At 71.4% G+C, this 19697-nt stretch carries 18 protein-coding genes; 8 read left to right on the plus strand and 10 right to left on the minus strand.

Annotated features, from left to right (window positions below; all coding sequences use genetic code 11):
- Positions 1–102 precede the first annotated feature (102 nt).
- The 3 genes from AB0I51_RS17445 (at position 103) to AB0I51_RS17455 (ending at position 2877) form a co-directional block, all read left to right on the plus strand.
- Entirely contained in the window at positions 103–948 is an 846-nt protein-coding gene (locus AB0I51_RS17445; protein ID WP_362975885.1) for a glycerophosphodiester phosphodiesterase, read from the plus strand.
- Between the two features lie 272 nt (positions 949–1220).
- Entirely contained in the window at positions 1221–1730 is a 510-nt protein-coding gene (locus tag AB0I51_RS17450) for an ATP-binding protein (RefSeq protein ID WP_362976050.1), read from the plus strand.
- Positions 1731–1911: 181 nt separating this feature from the next.
- On the plus strand, positions 1912–2877 hold the full coding sequence (locus AB0I51_RS17455; RefSeq protein ID WP_362975887.1) for a DUF5926 family protein: 966 nt from the start codon (positions 1912–1914) through the stop codon (positions 2875–2877).
- Positions 2878–3121: 244 nt separating this feature from the next.
- Here AB0I51_RS17455 and AB0I51_RS17460 read toward each other — a convergent pair whose 3' ends face one another.
- Positions 3122–3694 (minus strand): hypothetical protein, encoded by a 573-nt coding sequence (locus tag AB0I51_RS17460; protein WP_362975889.1) that lies wholly within the window; start codon positions 3692–3694, stop codon positions 3122–3124.
- Positions 3695–3750: 56 nt separating this feature from the next.
- Entirely contained in the window at positions 3751–4416 is a 666-nt protein-coding gene (locus AB0I51_RS17465; RefSeq protein ID WP_362975891.1) for a bifunctional DNA primase/polymerase, read from the minus strand.
- Positions 4417–4875: 459 nt separating this feature from the next.
- Between AB0I51_RS17465 and AB0I51_RS17470 the strand changes: the two genes are divergently transcribed.
- The 4 genes from AB0I51_RS17470 (at position 4876) to AB0I51_RS17485 (ending at position 10780) form a co-directional block, all read left to right on the plus strand.
- Positions 4876–6420, plus strand: a complete 1545-nt coding sequence (locus AB0I51_RS17470) for a SpoIIE family protein phosphatase (protein ID WP_362975893.1) — start codon at positions 4876–4878, stop codon at positions 6418–6420.
- A 93-nt stretch (positions 6421–6513) separates the two neighbouring features.
- Positions 6514–8007 carry an aminopeptidase P family protein gene (locus tag AB0I51_RS17475; protein ID WP_362975895.1) on the plus strand — a complete coding sequence of 498 codons (1494 nt, stop codon included), beginning with the start codon at positions 6514–6516 and terminating at the stop codon, positions 8005–8007.
- A gap of 104 nt (positions 8008–8111) precedes the next feature.
- The gene (locus tag AB0I51_RS17480) at positions 8112–9485 is read left to right on the plus strand and encodes a PLP-dependent aminotransferase family protein (RefSeq protein ID WP_362975897.1); all 1374 of its coding nucleotides are present in this window, start codon (positions 8112–8114) and stop codon (positions 9483–9485) included.
- 68 nt (positions 9486–9553) lie between these two features.
- Positions 9554–10780, plus strand: a complete 1227-nt coding sequence (locus AB0I51_RS17485; RefSeq protein WP_362975899.1) for an MFS transporter — start codon at positions 9554–9556, stop codon at positions 10778–10780.
- 3 nt (positions 10781–10783) lie between these two features.
- Here the strand turns inward: AB0I51_RS17485 and AB0I51_RS17490 are convergent, their stop codons facing one another.
- The 7 genes from AB0I51_RS17490 to AB0I51_RS17520 form a co-directional block, all read right to left on the minus strand.
- The gene (locus AB0I51_RS17490) at positions 10784–11617 is read right to left on the minus strand and encodes a triphosphoribosyl-dephospho-CoA synthase (protein WP_362975901.1); all 834 of its coding nucleotides are present in this window, start codon (positions 11615–11617) and stop codon (positions 10784–10786) included.
- Positions 11618–11626: 9 nt separating this feature from the next.
- The gene (locus AB0I51_RS17495; protein WP_362975903.1) at positions 11627–12565 is read right to left on the minus strand and encodes an intradiol ring-cleavage dioxygenase; all 939 of its coding nucleotides are present in this window, start codon (positions 12563–12565) and stop codon (positions 11627–11629) included.
- 82 nt (positions 12566–12647) lie between these two features.
- A complete protein-coding gene (locus tag AB0I51_RS17500) occupies positions 12648–12944 on the minus strand; it encodes a hypothetical protein (RefSeq protein ID WP_362975905.1) in 297 nt (98 codons plus the stop codon).
- 43 nt (positions 12945–12987) lie between these two features.
- Positions 12988–14487: an Asp-tRNA(Asn)/Glu-tRNA(Gln) amidotransferase subunit GatA gene (gene gatA / locus AB0I51_RS17505; protein ID WP_362975907.1), complete on the minus strand. Its 1500-nt coding sequence runs from the start codon at positions 14485–14487 to the stop codon at positions 12988–12990.
- Positions 14484–15923, minus strand: coding sequence for a PLP-dependent aminotransferase family protein (locus AB0I51_RS17510; RefSeq protein WP_362975909.1), 1440 nt, complete (start codon positions 15921–15923; stop codon positions 14484–14486). The genes gatA and AB0I51_RS17510 overlap by 4 nt, the downstream gene beginning before the upstream one ends.
- 46 nt (positions 15924–15969) lie before the next feature.
- On the minus strand, positions 15970–17088 hold the full coding sequence (locus AB0I51_RS17515; protein WP_362975911.1) for a ParB N-terminal domain-containing protein: 1119 nt from the start codon (positions 17086–17088) through the stop codon (positions 15970–15972).
- Positions 17089–17165: 77 nt separating this feature from the next.
- Positions 17166–17351 carry a hypothetical protein gene (locus AB0I51_RS17520; RefSeq protein WP_362975913.1) on the minus strand — a complete coding sequence of 62 codons (186 nt, stop codon included), beginning with the start codon at positions 17349–17351 and terminating at the stop codon, positions 17166–17168.
- Positions 17352–18210: 859 nt separating this feature from the next.
- Between AB0I51_RS17520 and AB0I51_RS17525 the strand changes: the two genes are divergently transcribed.
- Positions 18211–19065 carry a helix-turn-helix transcriptional regulator gene (locus AB0I51_RS17525; RefSeq protein ID WP_362975915.1) on the plus strand — a complete coding sequence of 285 codons (855 nt, stop codon included), beginning with the start codon at positions 18211–18213 and terminating at the stop codon, positions 19063–19065.
- Positions 19066–19091: 26 nt separating this feature from the next.
- Here the strand turns inward: AB0I51_RS17525 and AB0I51_RS17530 are convergent, their stop codons facing one another.
- Positions 19092–19676 carry a TIGR00730 family Rossman fold protein gene (locus tag AB0I51_RS17530; RefSeq protein ID WP_362975917.1) on the minus strand — a complete coding sequence of 195 codons (585 nt, stop codon included), beginning with the start codon at positions 19674–19676 and terminating at the stop codon, positions 19092–19094.
- Between the last annotated feature and the right edge of the window lie 21 nt (positions 19677–19697).

Below are 19697 nucleotides of genomic sequence, written 5' to 3' on the forward strand. Positions count from 1 at the left end.
GGTCCATGGCGATCCTTTATAAGCGGTCATAGGCACCGAAAAGGCGCATACCTACGCCTTTTCGGTTCCACGTGTACCCCTTTGCGGTGGCACCATGACGCGGTGACCCACGCACGGCAGCACCGGATCCAAGTCGTCGCCCACCGCGGAGCCTCCGAAGAGGCCCCCGAACACACCCTCGCCGCCTACAAGAAGGCGATCGAGGACGGCGCGGACGCGCTTGAGTGCGATGTACGACTGACCGCCGACGGCCATCTCGTCTGCGTCCACGACCGACGCGTCAACCGTACGTCGAACGGACGCGGAGCGGTCTCGGCGCTGGAGCTCGCCGATCTGGCCGCCCTCGACTTCGGTTCCTGGAAGAGCCGCGACCTGTCCCGCGACTCCTGGAAGACGCGGGACGAGGAGCCGGACTGGCTGCACCTTCCGGAGGACCACGAGGACACCTCCGTGCTCACCCTGGAGCGGCTGCTCGAACTCGTCGCGGACGCGGGCCGGCGGGTGGAGCTGGCCATCGAGACGAAGCATCCGACGCGCTGGGCGGGGCAGGTCGAGGAACGGCTGCTGGTGCTTCTGAAGCGCTTCGGGCTGGACGCCCCGGCCTCCGCCGCCGACTCCCCGGTACGGGTCATGAGTTTCTCGGCGCGATCTTTGCACCGGGTGCGGGCCGCGTCCCCGACGCTGCCCACGGTCTACCTGTTGCAGTTCCTCTCGCCGCGCCTCCGGGACGGTCGACTTCCGGCCGGTGTCCGGATCGCAGGCCCCTCCATCAGGATCGTGCGCAATCACCCTGCGTACATCGAGCGGCTGAAAAACGCCGGTCATCAGGTGCATGTGTGGACCGTCAACGAGCCCGAGGACGTCGATCTCTGCGTTGACCTGGGCATTGACGCCATCATCACCAACCGCCCGCGGGCCGTTCTGAGCCAGCTCGGCAGAGAACATTAAAGAACCTCATAAAGACCGCCAAACACCCCTTGACCCGGGCGCCTCACCTGCACCATCCTCCGAACTCGGCCACACCATCGAAAACAAGCCACCCGATTACAGGGAGTGCTCCGGCGCGTTCGGTCCGTGTTCGATCGTTGCGAATGCGTCACTGAACGTGGATTGGCCGGTTTCCGGTACAGGCCAAGAGGGCATCCACACCGTGGCGTGGGGCGAAGGAGGTCTCGGGGGTGGCGTTGGTGGTGGCACAGGAGGTGCCCACGTCGTCGAGCATGGCCGTGACCCATGGCCCTGCGGGCGTTGGGCAGGCAAGACATCGCATGCGCGACCAGTTGCGCACGGGCGGGGTGTCGGAAGCGGTCATCGACGATGCCGTACTGATCCTTTCCGAACTTCTGAGCAATGCGTGCAAACACGGCCGGCCCCTGGGCGACGCCCTGGCCGGTGACGGTGACGTCCGCTGCGCCTGGCGCGTGGACACGGGCGGGCGGCTCACGGTCGAGGTGACGGACGGCGGCGGCCCGACCCGCCCGTCTCCGGCCACCCCGTCGGTCACGGCACACGGCGGGCGCGGCCTGAACATCATCACGGCGCTGGCCGACGACTGGGGCGTACGCGACGACACCCGGGGCGAGGTCACGGTGTGGGTGGTCGTGCACGAGGACGTTCATGATCCGGACGCCGCGCGCCGACGCGAGGACTTCGCTACGCGCGTCACAGCCCCGACGGTCTCCGCAGGTCCCCGGCTGGGCTACGCGGACGCCTACGAGGACCTGGACTGACGCGTCCGAGCAGAACTGACCCGTCCGCGCAGAACCGACGCGTCCGTCCACAGGCGACGGGTTTTCCACAGGCGGGTCGCCGACCCGCGTCGCCGGGTTGTCCACAGGCTCCCGTCGGTCATGGCGTGAACGGCTAGGCTCCCGCCCGTACGAGACGAGCCGTAACCGGGAGACACCCACGATGGCCAAGAAGCGACCCCAGACCACGGCCAAGCGGCCGCAGCTCAGCGACGCGGAGGTCCCGGTCGTCGGTGCCCGCGAGCCCTGCCCCTGCGGCAGCGGCCGCCGCTACAAGGCGTGCCACGGCCGGGCCGCCGCGCACGCGGTGACCGAGCTGGTGCAGCGGCCCTTCGAGGGGCTGCCCGGCGAGGGCGACTGGGTGGCACTGCGCGAGCTGGTGCCCGCGGCCACGGTCGCGCTGCCCCTGAAGGGCGGCCTCCCCGAAGGGGTTCCGTCGGTCACGCTCGCCACGGTGCTGCCGATGGCCTGGCCGGCCCTGCGCCGCGACGACGGCTCGGTGCTGCTCGGTCTGCAGAACGACACGGCGTCCGGCGACATCAGCCGCGACCTCGCCGACACCCTCCAGCGCGCCCTGGTCGCGGAGCCGGGCACTCCGGTGCAGTCCCGCCGCGCCCCGGCCGACGGTCCCCGACTGCAGGAACTGCTCGACCCGGAAGGCGCGTTCGAGCCAGTTGTGCACACGGGCTTCGAATTCTGGGTTCCGGAGGCGGAGAACGCGTCGCCCGAGGTGACCGCCTCCCTGGAGCGCGCCAACGCCGCCGCCATCCCGACCGTGAAACTCCAGGGCGTGGACGCCGCGTACTGGTGCGAGACGCCGGACAAGAACCACCTGCGCTGGGTCATGCCGTACCCGGAGGAGCAGCTTCTGGACGCTCTCGCCCGGCTGCACGCCGCCGGCCGCTCCGGTCTCGGCGAGGGCACGCGCCTCGTGGGGTCCTTCCGTGCTCACGGTCTCACCGTGCCCGTCTGGGACCTGCCGAGCGGGTTCGGCGCGGACGACGTGGAGAAGCCGGCCGCCGAGTTCGCCGAGCGCCTCACCGCCGCGCTGGCCGCGGACGCCCCGCTCACCGCGGACGAGCGTCGCGCGCGCGGCGGCCTCACCAACCGGCAGGTCACGCTCAGCTGACACACAGAAGGACGCAGGGGTTCGGCTGACCGACCGGTCAGCCGCAACAGGCCTGTTCACTCCGGTGACTCCTGTCGCAACTCCCCGTTGTGAAAGGGAAGTCGGTGTCCGAATAGCCGAGATCGAATTTGCGAACCGCCGATCTCTTGTTACCGTTCGAGTAGCCCGGTTGCTGGTGCATCCCCCGTCGCCAGCAACCGGGTCTTTTCATGCCCGGCCCGCGTGTACGGAACGATGCCGTCCGTCAACTCGCCGTAGGCGCCGAGGAGTTGCTCCCCGAGCGCAGCAACAGCGGCCCGCGCCCACCGTGTCCGGCGGCGAACTCCGCGACGGCCGTGTAGGCCCCCAGATCGCCCCGTGTGTGCTCCCTGGGCGTCTCGCACAGCGAGGGCTCGTCCTCGGCGCTGACGGCGCAGTGCATCTGCACGGTGCGGTCCGCCGGACCCATGAGGCTCAGCACCGCGTCCAGGTCGTCGCCGGTCGCGTTGCGGTAGTAGGTGCGCGCCCAGGTGTCCTCGCCCTGCGTCATGACACAGGTCTGCGCCTCGATGCCGTCGGGCGTGGAGAGTTCGGGTCCGCAGCGGGCGGCGGTGGCCAGCCCCAGGCCGAGCGTCAGCGGGGAGCGGGTGGGCGCGGGCGCCGGCGAGGGCAGGGCGGACGGCTCCTTCGCGTCCCCGCCGGAGGAGACGGAGGAGTCGACCAGGGAACGTACGACCGCGTGACCCTCGTCGCGTACGGGTCCCGCGGACGCCACGGCCAGCGGCAGCGCGACCGCGCACACCGCGACGCCCGCGAGGGCGAGCAGACGAAGGTTCATGTAGCGGAAGATAACGACCAACCACGGGCGCCGCGGTCCGCGCGCGCCCGACACCCCTACAACTCGGGGGCGCTCACACCCGTACGAGTGAGGGCCTCGACCACGGCGTCCACCACGGCCTCGACATCGGGGACCCAGGGCGAGGACGAGCCGGGCAGTGGTGCGCGCTCCCAGCGGATCTGGCCCTGGCCGGTCTCGGAGGGGGGCAGGGCGAGATAGCCGCCCTCGCCGTGGAAGCGGAGCGAGCCGGGGACGTGGTCCTTGGCGTAGAGCAGTTCGCCCAACTGCTCCATGGAGTACGGCTTGACGAGCAGCGACCAGCGGGTGGGCGCGGCGACGACCGGACCGAGGCGCATGCCCTGGAGGTCGAGCGCGGCCAGTGCCCGGGCGGCCGCGGGGGCGGGCAGGCTGACCGCGCAGGGGGCCTTGTCGCCGGTGGCGAGGACGATGGGCGCGGCGGGGCGGTTGCCCCACCACCAGCGCACCATGCGGGCGTCGGTGGTGGCCGCGAGGAGGCCGGGATCGAAGGGGTGGGCGCCGGGAACCGTGCACTCGGGGTCCGGACAGCCGCAGCGGGCCCGGCCCTGGGGGTCCGGTGCCACGCCCGGGAGTACGGGCCATTTCCATTCCGTCGCGAAGGTCAGGGCCGCGCCGAGCATCTCAGACCTCCTGTTGTCTCGCCTGGACAGGAGCCTGCGTCGCTTTCCGAGGATCTCGCGCATGAGCGCTCGTTCCTTTCCGTTGCACCGCTGGCAACACCGAGGACCACATCACACCATGTGTCGATCACTTCACTGTGCGTACCTGTTGGCGCATCACACCCCTGCGCGAAGCAAGGGGAACCCGTGCGTGCATGAAAAGCATGGGCGTGGCGCGGGGGTGGCGAAGTCTGGCGTTTTGCCGTCCCGCGTATTTCTCTCCGCCTCCGCCACGGGAGGATGGGGCACGATCGTCGGTGGTTAAGACGCCCGGGTCCCTCACCAGGTTCCGGGCGGCCCTCGCCACCCCTGGCCTTCTCCGAGTACGTACCCATCACGACCGCTGTGACGCTCCGTCGAGCAAGCCCAGTCGACCGCAATGGACCGTCCCCTGATGCAGTTTTAAGCCAACTTTGCCAATCCGCAAGGGGAGAGCGAAATGCCCCCGCGAAACCCATGGACACCAGGAATCCCAGCAGGACAATGCTGGACATCCCCTCACGAGTGCGTGTACATGTGGAGACACTGCCAGCGGCGCAGAATGACATGGGGGTTTGCGATGCTTTTGAGCAATACGCACCGGTCGGAAAGCCGGACGCCATGAACGCCCCTCACCCTCCGAAAGTGGCTGGAATCGATTCAACGGTTCCCTCGCCCGCACACACTGTCGCGCCCGCGCCTGCCGCCACCGGTACCCCTCCGGCCCCTTCCTCGAACGTCCAGAATCCGCCGGAAACCGCTCCGAACGCGCCAAGTGCCCTGCTCCAGGACCGTCTCGCCGGCTGGGTCTCCGACCTCACGACCCTCCACGAACTCACGGAACGTCTGAACCGCACGGACGCACTCGCGGACGCACTCCAGGAACTGCTGCGCGCCGGAGCCGCCCTGGTGGGCGCCCCGCGCGGACTCGTCGTCCTGGAGCCCGGCGACGGCCTCGGCCCGCACACCACCATCGGCCTGGGCCTGGACCGCTCCGACCTCGGCCACATCGAGACCGTCCCGCGCGGGGCGATGTCCTACGGCCAGATTCTGGACGGGGCCCCGGGCGGCGAGGGCGGCGAGGTCGTCCACCCCGACCTGTTCGCCGAGGACTGCCTCGACCCGCGCCACCGCGAAGTGGCCGTGCGCCTGGGCTACGCGGCGAGTTACGCGCTGCCCCTGGCGACCGACGCGGCCGGGCGGCTGGGTGCCGCCGTGTGGCTCTACGAAGAGCCCGCCGAGCCGGTCGAGCGGCAGCGCCATCTCGCCGGCCTGTACGCCCGGTTCGCCGCCGAGCACCTGGCGCGGCTGCTCGAAGTCGAGCGCACGCGCGCGTGCGTGGCGACCATCGCCGAGGAGCTGCTGCCGTCCCGGCTCCCCCGCGTGGCCGGTGTGCAGCTCGCCGCGCTGCACCGCACGGGTCCGCGCGGCGGCGGCGACTGGTACGACGCGCTGCCGCTGCCGGACGCCGCGCTCGGTCTCGCCGTCGGCTCGGTGACCGGTTCCGGGCCGAGCGCGATCGCCGCGATGGGCCGGCTCCGGGCGTCCCTGCGGGCGTACGCGGTGATGGAGGGCGAGGACCCGGTCGCGGTCCTGTCCGACCTCGAACTGCTCCTCAGGCTCACCGAACCCGCCCGCTCGGCCACCGCCCTGTTCGCCTACTGCGAGCCCGCGCTGCGCAAGATCACCCTGGCCGGCGCAGGACACAGCCCGCCACTGCTGGTCGGCGAGCGGCGCACCGAGTTCGTGGAGACCTCCGTGTCCGCGCCGCTGGGCATGCTGGCCTGCTGGGAGGCGCCGAGCGTGGAGCTGGAGGCGGAGCCCGGCGAGACGGTGCTGCTCTACACGGACGGGCTGCTGCACCGTACCGGCGACCCCATGGACCGCGCCTTCGCCCGTCTGCACTCGGCGGCGGCGAGCGTCCCCAAGGCACTGCGCGCCGACCCGGCCGCGATCGCCGACCACGTGCTGCGGACCGTGCTGCCGGACGGCCTCGACACGGCCGACAGCGACGAGGACGTCGTCCTCCTGGCGGCCCGTTTCGAGTAGTCGCCCGGAAGCCATGTGTAACAGGCCATACGGCCCTGGGCCCCCTTCCGTACGACCGTACGATGGAGGGGGTCCAGTGCCGTATCTAGGAGGATGACCGTGGCCGACGAGCTCACCCCGGCTGTATCGGATCCTGCTGCTACCGCAGCGGGCCCGGAAACCGAGCCTGAGGAGCCCATCAAGAAGCGCAAGAACGGCCTGTACCCGGGCGTGTCCGACGAGTTGGCCGAGAGCATGAAGTCCGGCTGGGCCGACACCGAGCTGCACGACCTGCGGCCCGTCGAACAGGCCGGGCACACCGCCCGCCGCCGCGCCGCGCTCTCCGCGCGCTTCCCGGGCGAGCGCCTGGTGATCCCCGCGGGCAACCTGAAGACCCGCTCGAACGACACCGAGTACCCCTTCCGGGCGTCGGTCGAGTACGCGTACCTGACGGGCAACCTCACCGAGGACGGCGTCCTCGTCCTGGAGCCCACAGCCGAGGGCCACAAGGCGACGATCTACCTCCTGCCGCGCTCCGACCGCGAGAACGGCGAGTTCTGGCTCTCCGGCCAGGGCGAGCTGTGGGTCGGCCGCCGCCACTCGCTGACCGAGTCCGAGGCGCTCTACGGCATCCCCGCCTCCGACGTCCGCGAACTGGCCGCCGCCCTGCGCGAGGCCACCGGCCCGGTCCGCGTCGTACGCGGCCACGACGCCGGCATCGAGGCCGCGCTGACCGACAAGGTCACCGCCGAGCGCGACGAGGAGCTGCGGGTCTTCCTCTCCGAAGCCCGGCTGGTCAAGGACGAGTTCGAGATCGCCGAGCTGCAGAAGGCCGTCGACTCGACGGTCCGCGGCTTCGAGGACGTGGTGAAGGTCCTCGACAGGGCCGAGGCGACCAGCGAGCGCTACATCGAGGGCACGTTCTTCCTCCGCGCGCGCGTCGAGGGCAACGACGTCGGCTACGGCTCGATCTGCGCCGCGGGCCCGCACGCCACCACCCTGCACTGGGTGCGCAACGACGGCCCGGTCCGCTCCGGCGACCTGCTCCTCCTGGACGCGGGCGTCGAGACGCACACCCTGTACACCGCCGACGTCACCCGCACGCTGCCGGTCAACGGCCGCTTCAGCGAGATCCAGAAGCAGGTCTACGACGCCGTGTACGAGGCCCAGGAGGCCGGTATCGCGGCGGTGCAGCCGGGCGGCAAGTACCGCGACTTCCACGACGCGGCGCAGCGCGTGCTGGCCGAGAAGATCGTCGAGTGGGGCCTCGTCGAGGGCCCGGTCGAGCGTGTCCTGGAGCTTGGTCTCCAGCGCCGCTGGACGCTGCACGGCACGGGCCACATGCTCGGCATGGACGTCCACGACTGCGCGGCCGCGCGCACCGAGACGTACGTGGAGGGCACGTTGGAGCCCGGCATGGTCCTGACGGTGGAGCCCGGTCTGTACTTCCAGGCGGACGACCTGACCGTCCCCGAGGAGTACCGCGGCATCGGTGTCCGCATCGAGGACGACATCCTGGTCACCGGGAACGGCAACCGGAACCTGTCCGACGGCCTGCCCCGGACCTCGGCCGAGGTCGAGCGCTGGATGGCGTCCCTCAAGAGCTGACAGCCGATAACTGATACAAGACTGATGGCCGGGCACACGTGCGGTGCCCGGCCATTCGTGTGCCGGTCGCATGGCAGTCATGTGCCTAGGGGGAGGGCTTTTCCGTGAACGACTTCTGGTCCGGTGTCGGCGTCGACCTGCATCTGGAACCCGACCCGGAGGGCGGCCGGCGTGCCGGTCTCGAACGCGCGCTCCGGGACGCCGTACGCGACGGCCGCCTGGCCCCCGGAACACGCCTCCCGGCCACCAGACGCCTCGCGACCGAACTCGGCGTCTCCCGGGGCACCGCGAAGGCGGCCTACGACCAGCTCGTCGCCGAGGGGTATCTGACCGCGCGCCAGGGCTCGGGCACCCAGGTCGCGCGGCTGCCCTCCGTCGACGCGGAGGCACCGGGGGCGGCGGCACGCGCGCGTGTACCCCGTTTCGACCTGCGGCCCGGCAGCCCGGACGTCGGCGCGTTCCCGGCGGCGGCCTGGCTGCGCTCCCTGCGCCGCGCCATCGCGACGGCCCCCTCCCTGGCGTACGACTACGGCGATCCGCGCGGCCGTGTCGAACTGCGCACAGCGCTCTCGGGCTACCTGGGGCGGGCGCGCGGGGTGATCGCGCCCCCGGAGCGGATCGTCATCACCTCCGGGTACGTCCAGGGACTCGCGCTCCTCACGCGCGTGCTCGACGGTTCCCGGGTGGCCATGGAGGACCCCGGGCTGCCGTTCCACAGGGAGGTGGTCCGGCACAACGGCGGCACCGTGGTCCCCGTAGGGGTCGACGAACGGGGCGTCCGCGCCGAGGAGTTGGGGAACGCAGCGGCCGTGGTGGTCACGCCGGCCCACCAGTACCCGACCGGCGTGACCCTGCACCCGGAGCGCAGACGGGCACTGACCGACTGGGCACGCGCGCGTGGAGGACTGATCGTCGAGGACGACTACGACGGGGAGTTCCGCTACGACCGCCAGCCCGTGGGCGCGCTCCAGGGGATGGCACCGGGACAGGTCGCGTACCTGGGCACCGCCTCCAAGACGCTCGGGCCCGCGCTACGGCTCGGCTGGATGGTGCTGCCGCCCCACCTGGTCGACCCGGTCGCCGACGCCAAGCTGCACAGCGACCACCACACCGAGACCATCGGCCAGCTGGCGCTCGCCGAGATGATCGAGAGCCATGCCTACGACCGGCACGTGCGCGCGTGCCGACTGCGCTACCGGCGCCGCCGCGACCAGCTCCTCGGCCGGCTGGGGGCGCGCAGCAGCGTGCGCGGGATCGCGGCCGGGCTGCACGCGCTGGTGGAGGTGGCCGACGAGGAGGCCGTGCTGGCGCGGGCCGAGAAGGAGGGGCTCGCGGTGGGGCGGCTCGGCGAGCACTGGCACACGGCGGAGGCGGGCGCGGACCGGCCGCAGGGGCTGGTGGTGGGGTACGGGACACCTCGGGAGCGGGTGTATCCGGAGGCTTTGGAAGCCTTGGGGCGGGTGCTGGAGGGGTCCTGAATTGGGCCAACAAAAGGAGTGACCATTGGGTCTCACCGGAGACCCAATGAGCTTCTAACGTCGTAGTCATGACGAACTCACTCGTCCCGCCTGCGGGTCCGCAACGCACCCTCGCACTGGCTCAGTTGACCAACTCCGTCGGTGACGGCGCCTACTACGTGACCTCGGCGCTGTACTTCACCCACGTCGTGGGGCTCGCCCCCGCGCGCGTGGGCCTCGGGCTCACCCTCGCGTGGGCCGTCGGTTCGCTGGTGGGCGTGCCGCTGGGGCGGCTGGCCGACCGGCGCGGGCCGCGCGGTACGGCGGTGCTGCTGGCGCTGGCGACCGGGCTCGCGGTGGCGTCCTTCCTCGTTGTACGGGGATTCGTGCCCTTCGTGCTCGCCGCGTGCGGGTACGCGTCCGCGCAGTCGGGGCTCGCGGCGGCCCGGCAGGCGCTGCTGGCGGGGCTGGTGTCCGCCGGGGAGCGGACCGGGCTGCTGGCCCATCTGCAGTCGACGCTGAACGCCGGTCTCGCGGTGGGCGCGGGCCTCGGCGGGCTCGCGCTGCGGGCGGGGACCCGGTCGGCGTACCTCGGGGTGTTCGCGCTGGACGCGGTGAGCTTCCTGGTCTGTGCGGGGCTGCTGCTGCGGCTGCCGTCGGTTCGGGTCGCCCGGGTGAAGACGTCGGGCGGTCTCGGCGTCCTGCGGGACCGGCCGTATGCCGTCGTCGCGCTGCTCAACACCGTGCTGCTGCTGCGGATGCCGCTGCTCAGCCTCGGGCTGCCGCTGTGGATCGCCGAGCGGACCGAGGCGCCGACCTGGCTGGTCTCGGCCCTGTTCGTGCTCAACACCGGTGCGGTGATGGTCTTCCAGGTGCGGACGGCGCGAGGGGTCACTGGGCTCGCGTCGGCCACGCGCGTGGTGCGGCGTTCGGGCTGGGTGATGCTGGCGGCCTGCGCGGCGTTCGCGCTGTCGGCGGGCGCGTCGCCGTGGGTGGCGGCGGGGGCGCTGGTGGTCGGGGCGGTGCTCCAGGTGGCCGCCGAGATGGGGCAGTCGGCGGGTTCCTGGCAGCTGTCCTTCGCGCTGGCGCCCGTCGACCGGGTGGGCGAGTACCAGGGGTTCTTCGGGACCGGCGTGACCGTGGCCAGGACGATGGGCCCCCTGGTGCTGACGTCCCTGCTGCTGGAGTGGGGGACGCCTGGCTGGCTGCTGCTGGGCGGGGCGACGGTGGCGGCGTCGTACGCGATGGGACCGGCGGCGCGGTGGGCGGCCGGTTCGGGTGAAGTGACGGTCAGGCGGCCGGTGTTGGTGAAGTGACCGTCAGACGGCCGGTGTTCGCGGGCCGACCGGCAGCGAGTCCAGGAACAGTGCGCCCGCCAGGAGGCCCGCGCTTCCGCGAGGGCTCCACGCGCGCGCGTGGAGGTCGGTGTCGAGGGCGGCCAGGGCCGCCGAGCCGGCCTCCGTGGCCGTGCCGCCCGCCTCCAGTACCGCGCGCGCCCCGGCCTGGACCTGGCGCAGGCCCAACGGGCCCGCGGTGTGCAGGAGTTCGGTGTCCTGGAGGGTGGACATCACGGTGAGGAGCGCGTCGAGGCGGGCCTGTGTCTCCGTGGCACCGGCCGCGCGGGTGGTGGCCAGGGTGTCCAACGCCCGCCGTACGTGCGGGAATCCGGCCTTCGCCTCGCCCCGCGCGCCGGCCGCGCCGTACTTCGCAGAAATCGACGAGCCGCGCGAGGGTCGGCGCGGGGCGCGGCGGTCGGGGTGGGCGGCGATGCGCTTCGCGGTCGCGGCGACGTCAGGGGCCCCGGCACGGGGGTCCAGGGCCGCCGCCGCGACCAGGAGACCCAGCGCCCACAGGGCACCCCGGTGGCCGCCGCCCGCGAGCGCCACGGAGTGTTCGGCGCAGCGGCCGATCGCGCCCAGTTCGGCGCGGAGTTGGGCAGTGGGCTCGCCGGTGCGGCGGGCGGAAGCCGCCATCGCCGCGAGGCCGGGGGTCAGCGCCCTGGCCGACCAGCGCAGGGCGCGGTGGTCCACGCGGGTCGTGCGGGCGTCGAGGTCACGCGGGTCGGGCAGGCCCGGCTTGGGAGCCAGCGCCAGTTGCCCGGTGAGCGCGTCCACGGCGGCCCGCGCCAGTGCCTCGTCCTCGCGGCTCTTCATCGTCGTACCTTACGAGGAGGCAGAGGCCGAAGGGGAGGGGCTGTCGCCGGGCGGCGTACCCGTGGGGGCGTCGCTCGGAGCGCCGCTCGGGGGCGTGCCGCCTCCGCCGCTGCCGGCGCCGGTGTTCTCGGCGTCCGGGTCGACGCCGAGCGTCAGGGAACCCTTGTATCCCTTGGACGGGTCCTTCTTGTGGACAGCCTTGAGGGTGAGGAGGCCGCTGGCGGCGCCTCCGCCGTCGTAGACCATGTCGTCGGCGAGGACGGTGTACGAGCCCGTGTGCTTGGCGTACGGGTCGAGGGTGAAGATCTCCTCGGCGATGTCGTCGGCGAAGAACAGCTGGCCCGTGTAGTTGACCTTGCCGCCCTCGTAGGTGCCGTCCTCCTTCTCGCCTCCCGTGTGCACCTTGACGTGGATGTGGCAGGTGCGCGGGGTGTACCAGCCCGGGAAGATCGTCTCGAACTTGACGACCCCGTTGGCGTTGGCGATCTGGTAACCGCGGAGGTAGGTCTGGTCGTTGGCGGAGTCGCCCTCCTCGCTCTCCGCGGGGGCCGAGCCGCCGGGGTTGGCGGTGGTGTAGCCGGAGTAGTAGCCCCACGCGTCGCAGTGCCAGATCTCCACGGCCGCGCCGGAGACCGGGGTGCAGCCGTCGGTGGCGTCGACCACGGTCAGGCGCAGGGTGAGCGGTACGCCCGCCTTGCCCTCGGTGATGTCCTTGCGCACCAAGGCACCGTCGAGGTAGTAGGGACCCTCCGTGACGCTCGTCATCAGCGTCATGCACTCACCGCTGGCAGAGGTCGCCGAGTCGGTCGCGTCGGCCGTCGTGTCCGCGGTGTCGGCGAACGCCGACTGCAGCCCGGCCATCGCCAGCCCGCCGGCCGCGACCGTCCCGCCGGTCACGGCGAGGGCGCGGCGCCGGCTGAGGGTTGTGTCCTTGTGGTTTCCCGTCATGATCGCGAAGCTACGAACGCCCGCCGTCAAGGGCCTGAGCGTGCACTGTGCGCAAGGTAAGAACTCTCAGAAAGCTGAACGGTCACCGGCGGGCCGACAAGGTGGAGTGGAACTCGACGCCCACCCGGCACGGCACCGGGATCGGGGAAGTGACGGTCGGTCGCGGACGGCCGGCGTCCTCCTCGAACAGCACGGTGGCGTGTTCGGCGTCGAGGGCGAACTCGATGCGGTCGCACTCCTCGGGCCGGTCGGCGGGTCCCACGAGAAGATGGAACGCCAGACTGCCGTCGGCCCCCCGGTTGGTGGTGACCCAGGCATCCACGACACCGGAGATCTCGTGCGGGGTCAGGGTCTCGGACTGCGCCTTCGTCACGTTCATGGTGTTCCTCCTGGATGCTCGACGGATTCGTACGGGACGCTCCTCACAGCGCGGGCGCCCCGTCCAGCGGGCGGTGGCCCCGGCGTTCGGCGAGGGCTGTCTCCAACGCGGCACCGAGCCGGTACAGACGGTCGTCCGCCATGGCCGGAGCGATGATCTGCAGCCCCACGGGAAGGCCGTCCTCCGGGGACAGCCCGCACGGCAGTGACATGGCGGCGTTGCCCGCGAGGTTGACCGGGATCGTGCACAGGTCCGCGCGGTACATGGCCACGGGGTCGTCGACGCGTTCGCCGAGGGGGAAGGCCGTGGTCGGCATGGTCGGCGAGACCAGGACGTCCACCTGCGCGAAGGCCCGGGCGAAGTCCTGGATGATCAGCGTACGGACCCGCTGGGCACTGCCGTAGTAGGCGTCGAAGTAGCCGGAGCTGAGTGCGTAGGTGCCGAGGATGATGCGGCGCTTCACCTCGGGTCCGAACCCGGCCGCCCGGCTCAGCGCGCTCACCTGCTCCGCGGACCTGGTGCCGTCGTCGCCCGTACGCAGCCCGTACCGGATCGCGTCGAAGCGGGCCAGGTTGCTGGAGCACTCGGAGGGCGCGATCAGGTAGTACGCGGGCATCGCGTAGGTGAAGGACGGACAGGACACCTCGACGACCTCGGCACCGAGCTCCCGCAGCAGGTCCACCGACTCCTCGAACCGCTGCATGACCCCGGCCTGATAACCCTCGCCCGCGAACTCCCGCACCACACCGACGCGCATCCCGGCGGCCGACGCGTGGCGGGTCGCCTCCACGACTGGGGGCACCGGCGCGTCGATGGAGGTCGAGTCCATGGGGTCGTGACCCGCGATGACCGCGTGCAGCAGGGCCGTGTCCGCGACCGTGCGGGCGCAGGGGCCGCCCTGGTCCAGGGAGGAGGAGTAGGCGACGAGGCCGTAGCGGGAGACCGAGCCGTAGGTCGGCTTGACCCCGACGGTTCCGGTGAGCGCCGCCGGCTGGCGGATCGAGCCGCCCGTGTCGGTGCCGATGGCGAGCGGTGCCTCGTAGGCGGCCAGCGCCGCGGCCGATCCGCCGCCCGAGCCGCCGGGGACCCGCGTCAGGTCCCAGGGGTTGCGCGTGGGTCCGTACGCGCTGTTCTCGGTGGAGGAGCCCATGGCGAACTCGTCCATGTTGGTCTTCCCCAGGATGACTGTCCCGGCGTCCTTGAGTCTCCGGGTGAGCGTCGCGTCGTACGGTGGAATCCAGCCTTCGAGGATGCGGGAGCCGCAGGTGGTGGGCACACCCCGGGTGGTGAAGGCGTCCTTGAGAGCCAGCGGGACCCCGGCCAGCGGGCCCGGCCGCTCGCCCTTCGCGAGCCGGGCGTCCACGGCACGGGCCTGCGCGAGAGCCCCCTCGTGATCGACGTGGAGGAAGGCATGGACCTTCTCGTCGACGGCCTCGATGCGGGCGAGGTGGGCCTCGGTGACCTCCAGGGCGCTGACCTCCCCGGAGGCGATCAGGCCGGCGATCTCCGTCGCCGTGAGCTTGATGATGTCGCTGTCCGTCATTGCGGACCCTTCCCGTGTGGTGCGATGCGGCGTACGGCCTCTTCGATGATCTCGGGAGGCTGGGTGTAGGGAAGCCGCAGAAAGCCGTCGAGGTGCGCGTCCGGGCCGAAGCGGTTCCCCGGGGCCAGCCCTACGCCGTGGCGCTGTGCGACGGCGGCGAGTTCGTGGCCGGACCGGCCGCCCGCGTGGGCCCACAGCGCGAGCCCGCCGTCGGGTACCCGGAAGGTCCACCCGGGCAGTTCCCGGCGCAGGGCCGCGACCAGGACGTCCCGCCGGACCCGGGCCCGCTCGCGCTGGAGGACGAGGACGTCCGCGAACGTGTCCGCGTCCCCGAGGAGTCTGTGTGCCACGAGCTGTTCGAGCACGGGCGGCGCGAGATCGGCTCCCGTGCGCCGCGCGACCAAGGCGCGGACGAGCCAGGGCGTGGCGCGGATCCAGCCGACGCGCAGTCCGGCCCAGAGGGACTTGGCCGCGGATCCGACGGTGACGACGGTGCCGCCCTGGTCGAAGGCGGCGCACGGCAGCGGGGCCGGCCCGGGGCGGGTGAGCGAGAGTTCGGCCAGCGTCTCGTCGACGAGCAGCGTCGTGCCGGTCGCCGCGGCGAGCGCGACGAGGGCACGGCGGGACTCCTCGGCCATGAGCAGCCCGGTCGGCTGCTGGAAGTCGGCGGTCACACAGGCCAGTCGGGGGGCCGTCTCGCGCAACGCCCGTGCCCAGACCGCCAGGTCCCACCCCGCGTCCCCGAGCGGTACGGCGACGGGGCGGGCCCCGGCCGCCTCCACGGCATGTATCAGATTGGGGTGGCCGGGTGACTCGACGAGCACCCGGTCGTGCGGTGCGACCAACTCCCGCAGCAGCAGGGCGAAAGCGCCGGTCGCCCCGCTCGTGACGAGGATCTGCCCGGCGTCGGTGGGCACGCCCCGCCGGGTGTGGTGGTCGGCCACGGTCTTCCTGAAGTCCGCCAGCCCGGCGGGAAAACACCCGTGCGTCGGCGCGTACGACGCCATGTCGTGCGCGGCCTCGGCCAGCGCCCGGGAGAACCACGGTTCCGGTGCGGGCAGGGCCGCCGTCATCAGGTCGATGACGGCGGCGTCCGGCACGCGCTCCCGCGCGGGCCCCGGCTGCGGGAGCGTCGCGTACGTGCCGGAGCCGCCGAGACTTCTCGCGTGACCGGTGGAGCGCAGCAGCCCGTAGGCCGCCGCGACCGTGGTGCGGCTGACGGCGAGGGCGGCGGCAAGTTCCCGTTCGGCCGGCAGCCTGGCGTCGGCCGGCAGCCTGGCGTCGGCCGGCAGCCGGCCGTCGCCGATGAGCGCGCGCAGGGACTCGGCCAGCCTCCCGCAGGTGCTGCCGTCTCCGCCCCGCCAGTCGGCGAGCGACCGCTCCAGGCGGTGCGCGGCGATCGCCCGGGGCCTTCGGCCCGTGCTGTTGCCACCCATTCGTCGTCCCCCGCTCCGTCTCTCCGTCTCCGCGTGTCCCGGGCGTTCAGGCGCCCACGGAGGCCACCTGTCCGTCGTCGGCCGAACCGGCCGGTGCGTTCTCCAGGTCGTCCGCGAGCATCTGCCACAGCCCGGCGTATCCATGGGCGAGCTGCGCCAGGGAACCCTTGCAGTGCGCCGGCACCGAGTCGGCGATGCCCCGGCGATCGCGGGCCACCAGGGCACAGGCGTCGAGCACCCGCAGCACGCTGCGGCCCGATTCGCTGAACCGCAGGGACGGGTCGCGTCGCAGCGAGTCGACGATACGCAGGAGTTCGACGGGTGACACCGCCCGCCGGGACCTGTGCCCGGCCGCCCCCGGCTCGTGCGGCGCCGTGGCGGTCCCCCCGGTCTCGCGGGCCGGCTCCGCACGGTTCTTCCGCACCGGAACGGGGCTCTCACCACGCCGGATCCGGGCCCTTACGTCCGCCACCGTGGCCGGGGCGAGGCCGGTCCGGGCGGCGATCTGCCGCAGGGAGGCGGTCGGGTCGTCCCTGATGAGCCGGCCGGCCAGTTCGCGGCTGTGGGACGAGTCGAGCGGCCGGGAGCGGCCGTCCCGCCCGATCCGGCGGGCCCCGGGCTCCCCTCCGCCGCCTCCGCGCAGTTGGGCCACCTTCTTGGCGGACAGGCCGGTGACGGATCCGACGGCGCGGTCCGACCAGTGCGGGTACGAGGCGAAGACGCGCCGGGCGGCCGCGGCCCGGTCCTCGTTCGACAGCGGGCGTCCGTGCGCGATGTTGGTCGCGACGGCGAGCAGTTGGGCGTCCGTCCGGTTCCCGTCGAAGAACCGTGCGGCGATGCGGTCGGCGCCCCGCAGCCGTGCCGCTCTCAGCCGGTGCGCACCGTCGACGACGGTCATGGTGGGGCGGTGCACCAGGATGGGCGGCAGTTCCACCGCCGCGTCGGCCAATTCCTGTGCGTAGTCCTCGTCCTCGCCGTCGAGCCGGGGCGAGAAGTCGACGCTCAGCCGCTCGATCGCGACGAGCTCGACCGGTTGGTCCAGGAGTCCCTGGTCCCGAAGCCTGATCAGATGGTCCGCGTTGTCCGGCGCCTTGTGTTCCCCCTGGGCCGCCCGTTCCGCCCGGGCACTTCGGCTGTCTCGGTGATCCTGCTCGTCGTGGTTCACGACAGCGTCTCCTTCACGACAGTTCCCCCTTGGAAGTCCCGCTGCTCGCACGCCGGTTCACGGCGCCGCGGTGACGCTCACTGCCAGCCGAGGTCGTCCTCGCCCGTGACGAATCCGGAGGTCGTCGCGGAGACATGGGCGGAGGCCTGGGTGCGGGCGTCGGCGTGGGCGACACCCGCACCGGCGGCCACGAGGACCGAACCGGTCACGATCACACCGCGCATGAACCGGTGGGACAGCTTGACGATGCTCTGACGCGACATCACTTATGCCTTTCTGTCGACCTGATGGTGCGGCGGCAGGCAGAAGTCTTACGGCTGCTCAACGGGTGGGAACAGCACTTCGCGAGGGGGCAAACCGGCCTTGGCCTACTGTGTCCAGCGGGGACCAAGGAAACACCAGACTATCGTCATGAAAATCTTTTGGATGAGTCAAGTGATCGCCAAGGGACGTGCGGAATGTTAAGTTCCGAACTTCATGCGTCGGGTTCAGTCCTCATCAAGGGCACTTCGGCCCGGCAGAATTTCCATTCGCACAGCCAGGGATGCGCGACACAGGTGCGCCGCCAGAGCGACTCGGCCCTGCACTCCGCCACTTCGAGAGATGCGGCGCGCAGATAGACCCCCACAACCGGGGCCGGCCGTGCGTGCCGATGCACGCTCACATGCTCAAATCCCTCGATATCCGATCCGCAGCCGGCAATGGCCGATGCCGTCGCGGGGGGAAGGGTGCGGCCCCCGGGGTGGGGGCACAGGTGCACGTGGACCAGATACATGTCGTTACCTCAGGTGAAGACCGTGGAGTCCCCCGGGAACACATCTCGGCAGCATATGGATTTTTTCCCTTAAACCTCCCATTACCGACGCCTTCTTGCGTGTGACGATCCTGCAACGTAATGTCAACTCACCCTCCAGCGCTCATCACTGGCTGTAGTGACCGAATCGGATTCTGGATATCTGCCGGAGCTGCCGACCGATGCTTGACGTTCTTGGCCTTGACGATGTCGCGGAGTCCGTCTACAAAGCCATCCTCGCGCACCCCCAAAGCGGGGTCACGGAGTTGTCCGCACTTCTGGGCCTCTACGAACGTGAAGTGCGAACGGCACTCGACAGGCTCAGCGAAATGGCTCTGGTCCGCGTCTCGACCGAGGATTCGACCCAGTTGCACGCGGTCAGCCCTCATGTGGCCATGGAGTACCTCCTGGCCCAGCAACAGGCCGAAATCGCCGAGCACCAGAAACGCCTTGAGGCCAGCCGGGCCGCCGCCGCGAAACTCATTATCGAATTCGACGGCCGCAAGAGAACCGGACCTTCCGCTTCCGGCGTTCAGTACCTGGAGGGACTGGACGCCATTCGCGATCACCTTTCCGCCCTGCACAACCGAGTCGCCGACGAACTCCTGACCTTCGCCCCCGGCGGCCCGCAGACACCCGCCAACATGCGCGCCTCACGCCCGCTCAACCAGCAGCTGCTGGAGCGCGGGGTCCGCATGCGCACGGTCTACCTCGAGTCCATCAGGTCCTGCCCCGACACCATGGAGTACGCGAACTGGCTCGCCCAGCAGGGCTGCCAGGTGCGGACCATCCCCTCGCTGCCCAACCGGATGATCATCTACGACCGGAAGGCGGCGGTCCTCGCCACGGACACCGACAACACAGCCGCGGGTGCCGTGGAGGTGACGTCCCAGGGAATGATCGCGTCTCTGCATGCTCTGTTCGAGAGCATATGGCAGTCCGCCGACCCCCTGGAGACCAAGCCGCAGCCGGGTCCCGGCTCGCTCACCCGGCAGCAGTCCGAGGCGTTGAGGCTGCTGGCACAGGGGTGCACGGACGAGGCCATCGCCAAGCGCCTCGGCGTCTCGCCCCGGACCGCCCGCCGGATCGCCAACGGGCTGATGACCCAACTGGACGCCCGCAGCCGCTTCCAGGCCGGAGTGCTCGCCGTCCAGCGAGGCCATCTGCCCGCGTCTCCCGAGTAGCCGCGACCGCATGGCGGACCGTCACCTCAGGCGGGGACCGGCAGGGCCCGGACGGGGAAACCGAGCAGGTCCAGTGCCTTCTGGGCCGTCTCCGCGACCTGGATCAGCTGCCGTTCGTCCGCGCTGAGGAAGCCCTCCGCGACCAGGTGGTCCAGCATGCGCAGCATCGGGGTGAAGAAGCCGCCGTGGTTGACGACCACGATCGGCTTCTCCATCAGGGACAACTGGTTCCAGGTCAGCACCTCCATCAGCTCGTCCAGCGTGCCGATGCCCCCGGGCAGCACCGCGAAGGCCGAGGACAGGCGGTACATGAGCGCCTTGCGCTCGTGCATGGAGCGGACCACGAAGATCTCTCCGCGCGCCCTGTCGGCGCGCTCCCGCTCGTGCAGGCTGCGGGGGATCACCCCGGTGACGGTTCCGCCGCCGCCGAGCACGCCGTCCGCGACGGCCCCCATCACCCCGACCCCGCCGGCGCCGTAGACCAGGTCGAGCCCGCGGCGGGCGAGCGAGTGGCCGAACTGCCGGGCGAAATCGATGTACTCGGCCTGTACACCTGGCCGGGCGCCGCAGAACACCGCGACGCGTTCACTCTTGTCGGGCCTCTTGTGCATGGCTTCCCACCTTCGGGGCTA

The organism is Streptomyces sp. NPDC050549 (assembly GCF_040655035.1).
Lineage (GTDB): Bacteria > Actinomycetota > Actinomycetes > Streptomycetales > Streptomycetaceae > Streptomyces.

Coding starts and splice junctions, on each gene's coding strand:
- AB0I51_RS17450 (WP_362976050.1), top strand. CDS start 1,221: ATGGCCGTGACCCATGGCCCTGCGGGCGTTGGGCAGGCAAGACATCGC.
- AB0I51_RS17455 (WP_362975887.1), top strand. CDS start 1,912: ATGGCCAAGAAGCGACCCCAGACCACGGCCAAGCGGCCGCAGCTCAGC.
- AB0I51_RS17460 (WP_362975889.1), bottom strand. CDS start 3,694: ATGAACCTTCGTCTGCTCGCCCTCGCGGGCGTCGCGGTGTGCGCGGTC.
- AB0I51_RS17465 (WP_362975891.1), bottom strand. CDS start 4,416: ATGCGCGAGATCCTCGGAAAGCGACGCAGGCTCCTGTCCAGGCGAGAC.
- AB0I51_RS17470 (WP_362975893.1), top strand. CDS start 4,876: ATGCTGGACATCCCCTCACGAGTGCGTGTACATGTGGAGACACTGCCA.
- AB0I51_RS17475 (WP_362975895.1), top strand. CDS start 6,514: ATGACCGTGGCCGACGAGCTCACCCCGGCTGTATCGGATCCTGCTGCT.
- AB0I51_RS17485 (WP_362975899.1), top strand. CDS start 9,554: ATGACGAACTCACTCGTCCCGCCTGCGGGTCCGCAACGCACCCTCGCA.
- AB0I51_RS17490 (WP_362975901.1), bottom strand. CDS start 11,617: ATGAAGAGCCGCGAGGACGAGGCACTGGCGCGGGCCGCCGTGGACGCG.
- AB0I51_RS17495 (WP_362975903.1), bottom strand. CDS start 12,565: ATGACGGGAAACCACAAGGACACAACCCTCAGCCGGCGCCGCGCCCTC.
- AB0I51_RS17500 (WP_362975905.1), bottom strand. CDS start 12,944: ATGAACGTGACGAAGGCGCAGTCCGAGACCCTGACCCCGCACGAGATC.
- gatA (WP_362975907.1), bottom strand. CDS start 14,487: ATGACGGACAGCGACATCATCAAGCTCACGGCGACGGAGATCGCCGGC.
- AB0I51_RS17510 (WP_362975909.1), bottom strand. CDS start 15,923: ATGGGTGGCAACAGCACGGGCCGAAGGCCCCGGGCGATCGCCGCGCAC.
- AB0I51_RS17520 (WP_362975913.1), bottom strand. CDS start 17,351: ATGTCGCGTCAGAGCATCGTCAAGCTGTCCCACCGGTTCATGCGCGGT.
- AB0I51_RS17525 (WP_362975915.1), top strand. CDS start 18,211: ATGGCTCTGGTCCGCGTCTCGACCGAGGATTCGACCCAGTTGCACGCG.
- AB0I51_RS17530 (WP_362975917.1), bottom strand. CDS start 19,676: ATGCACAAGAGGCCCGACAAGAGTGAACGCGTCGCGGTGTTCTGCGGC.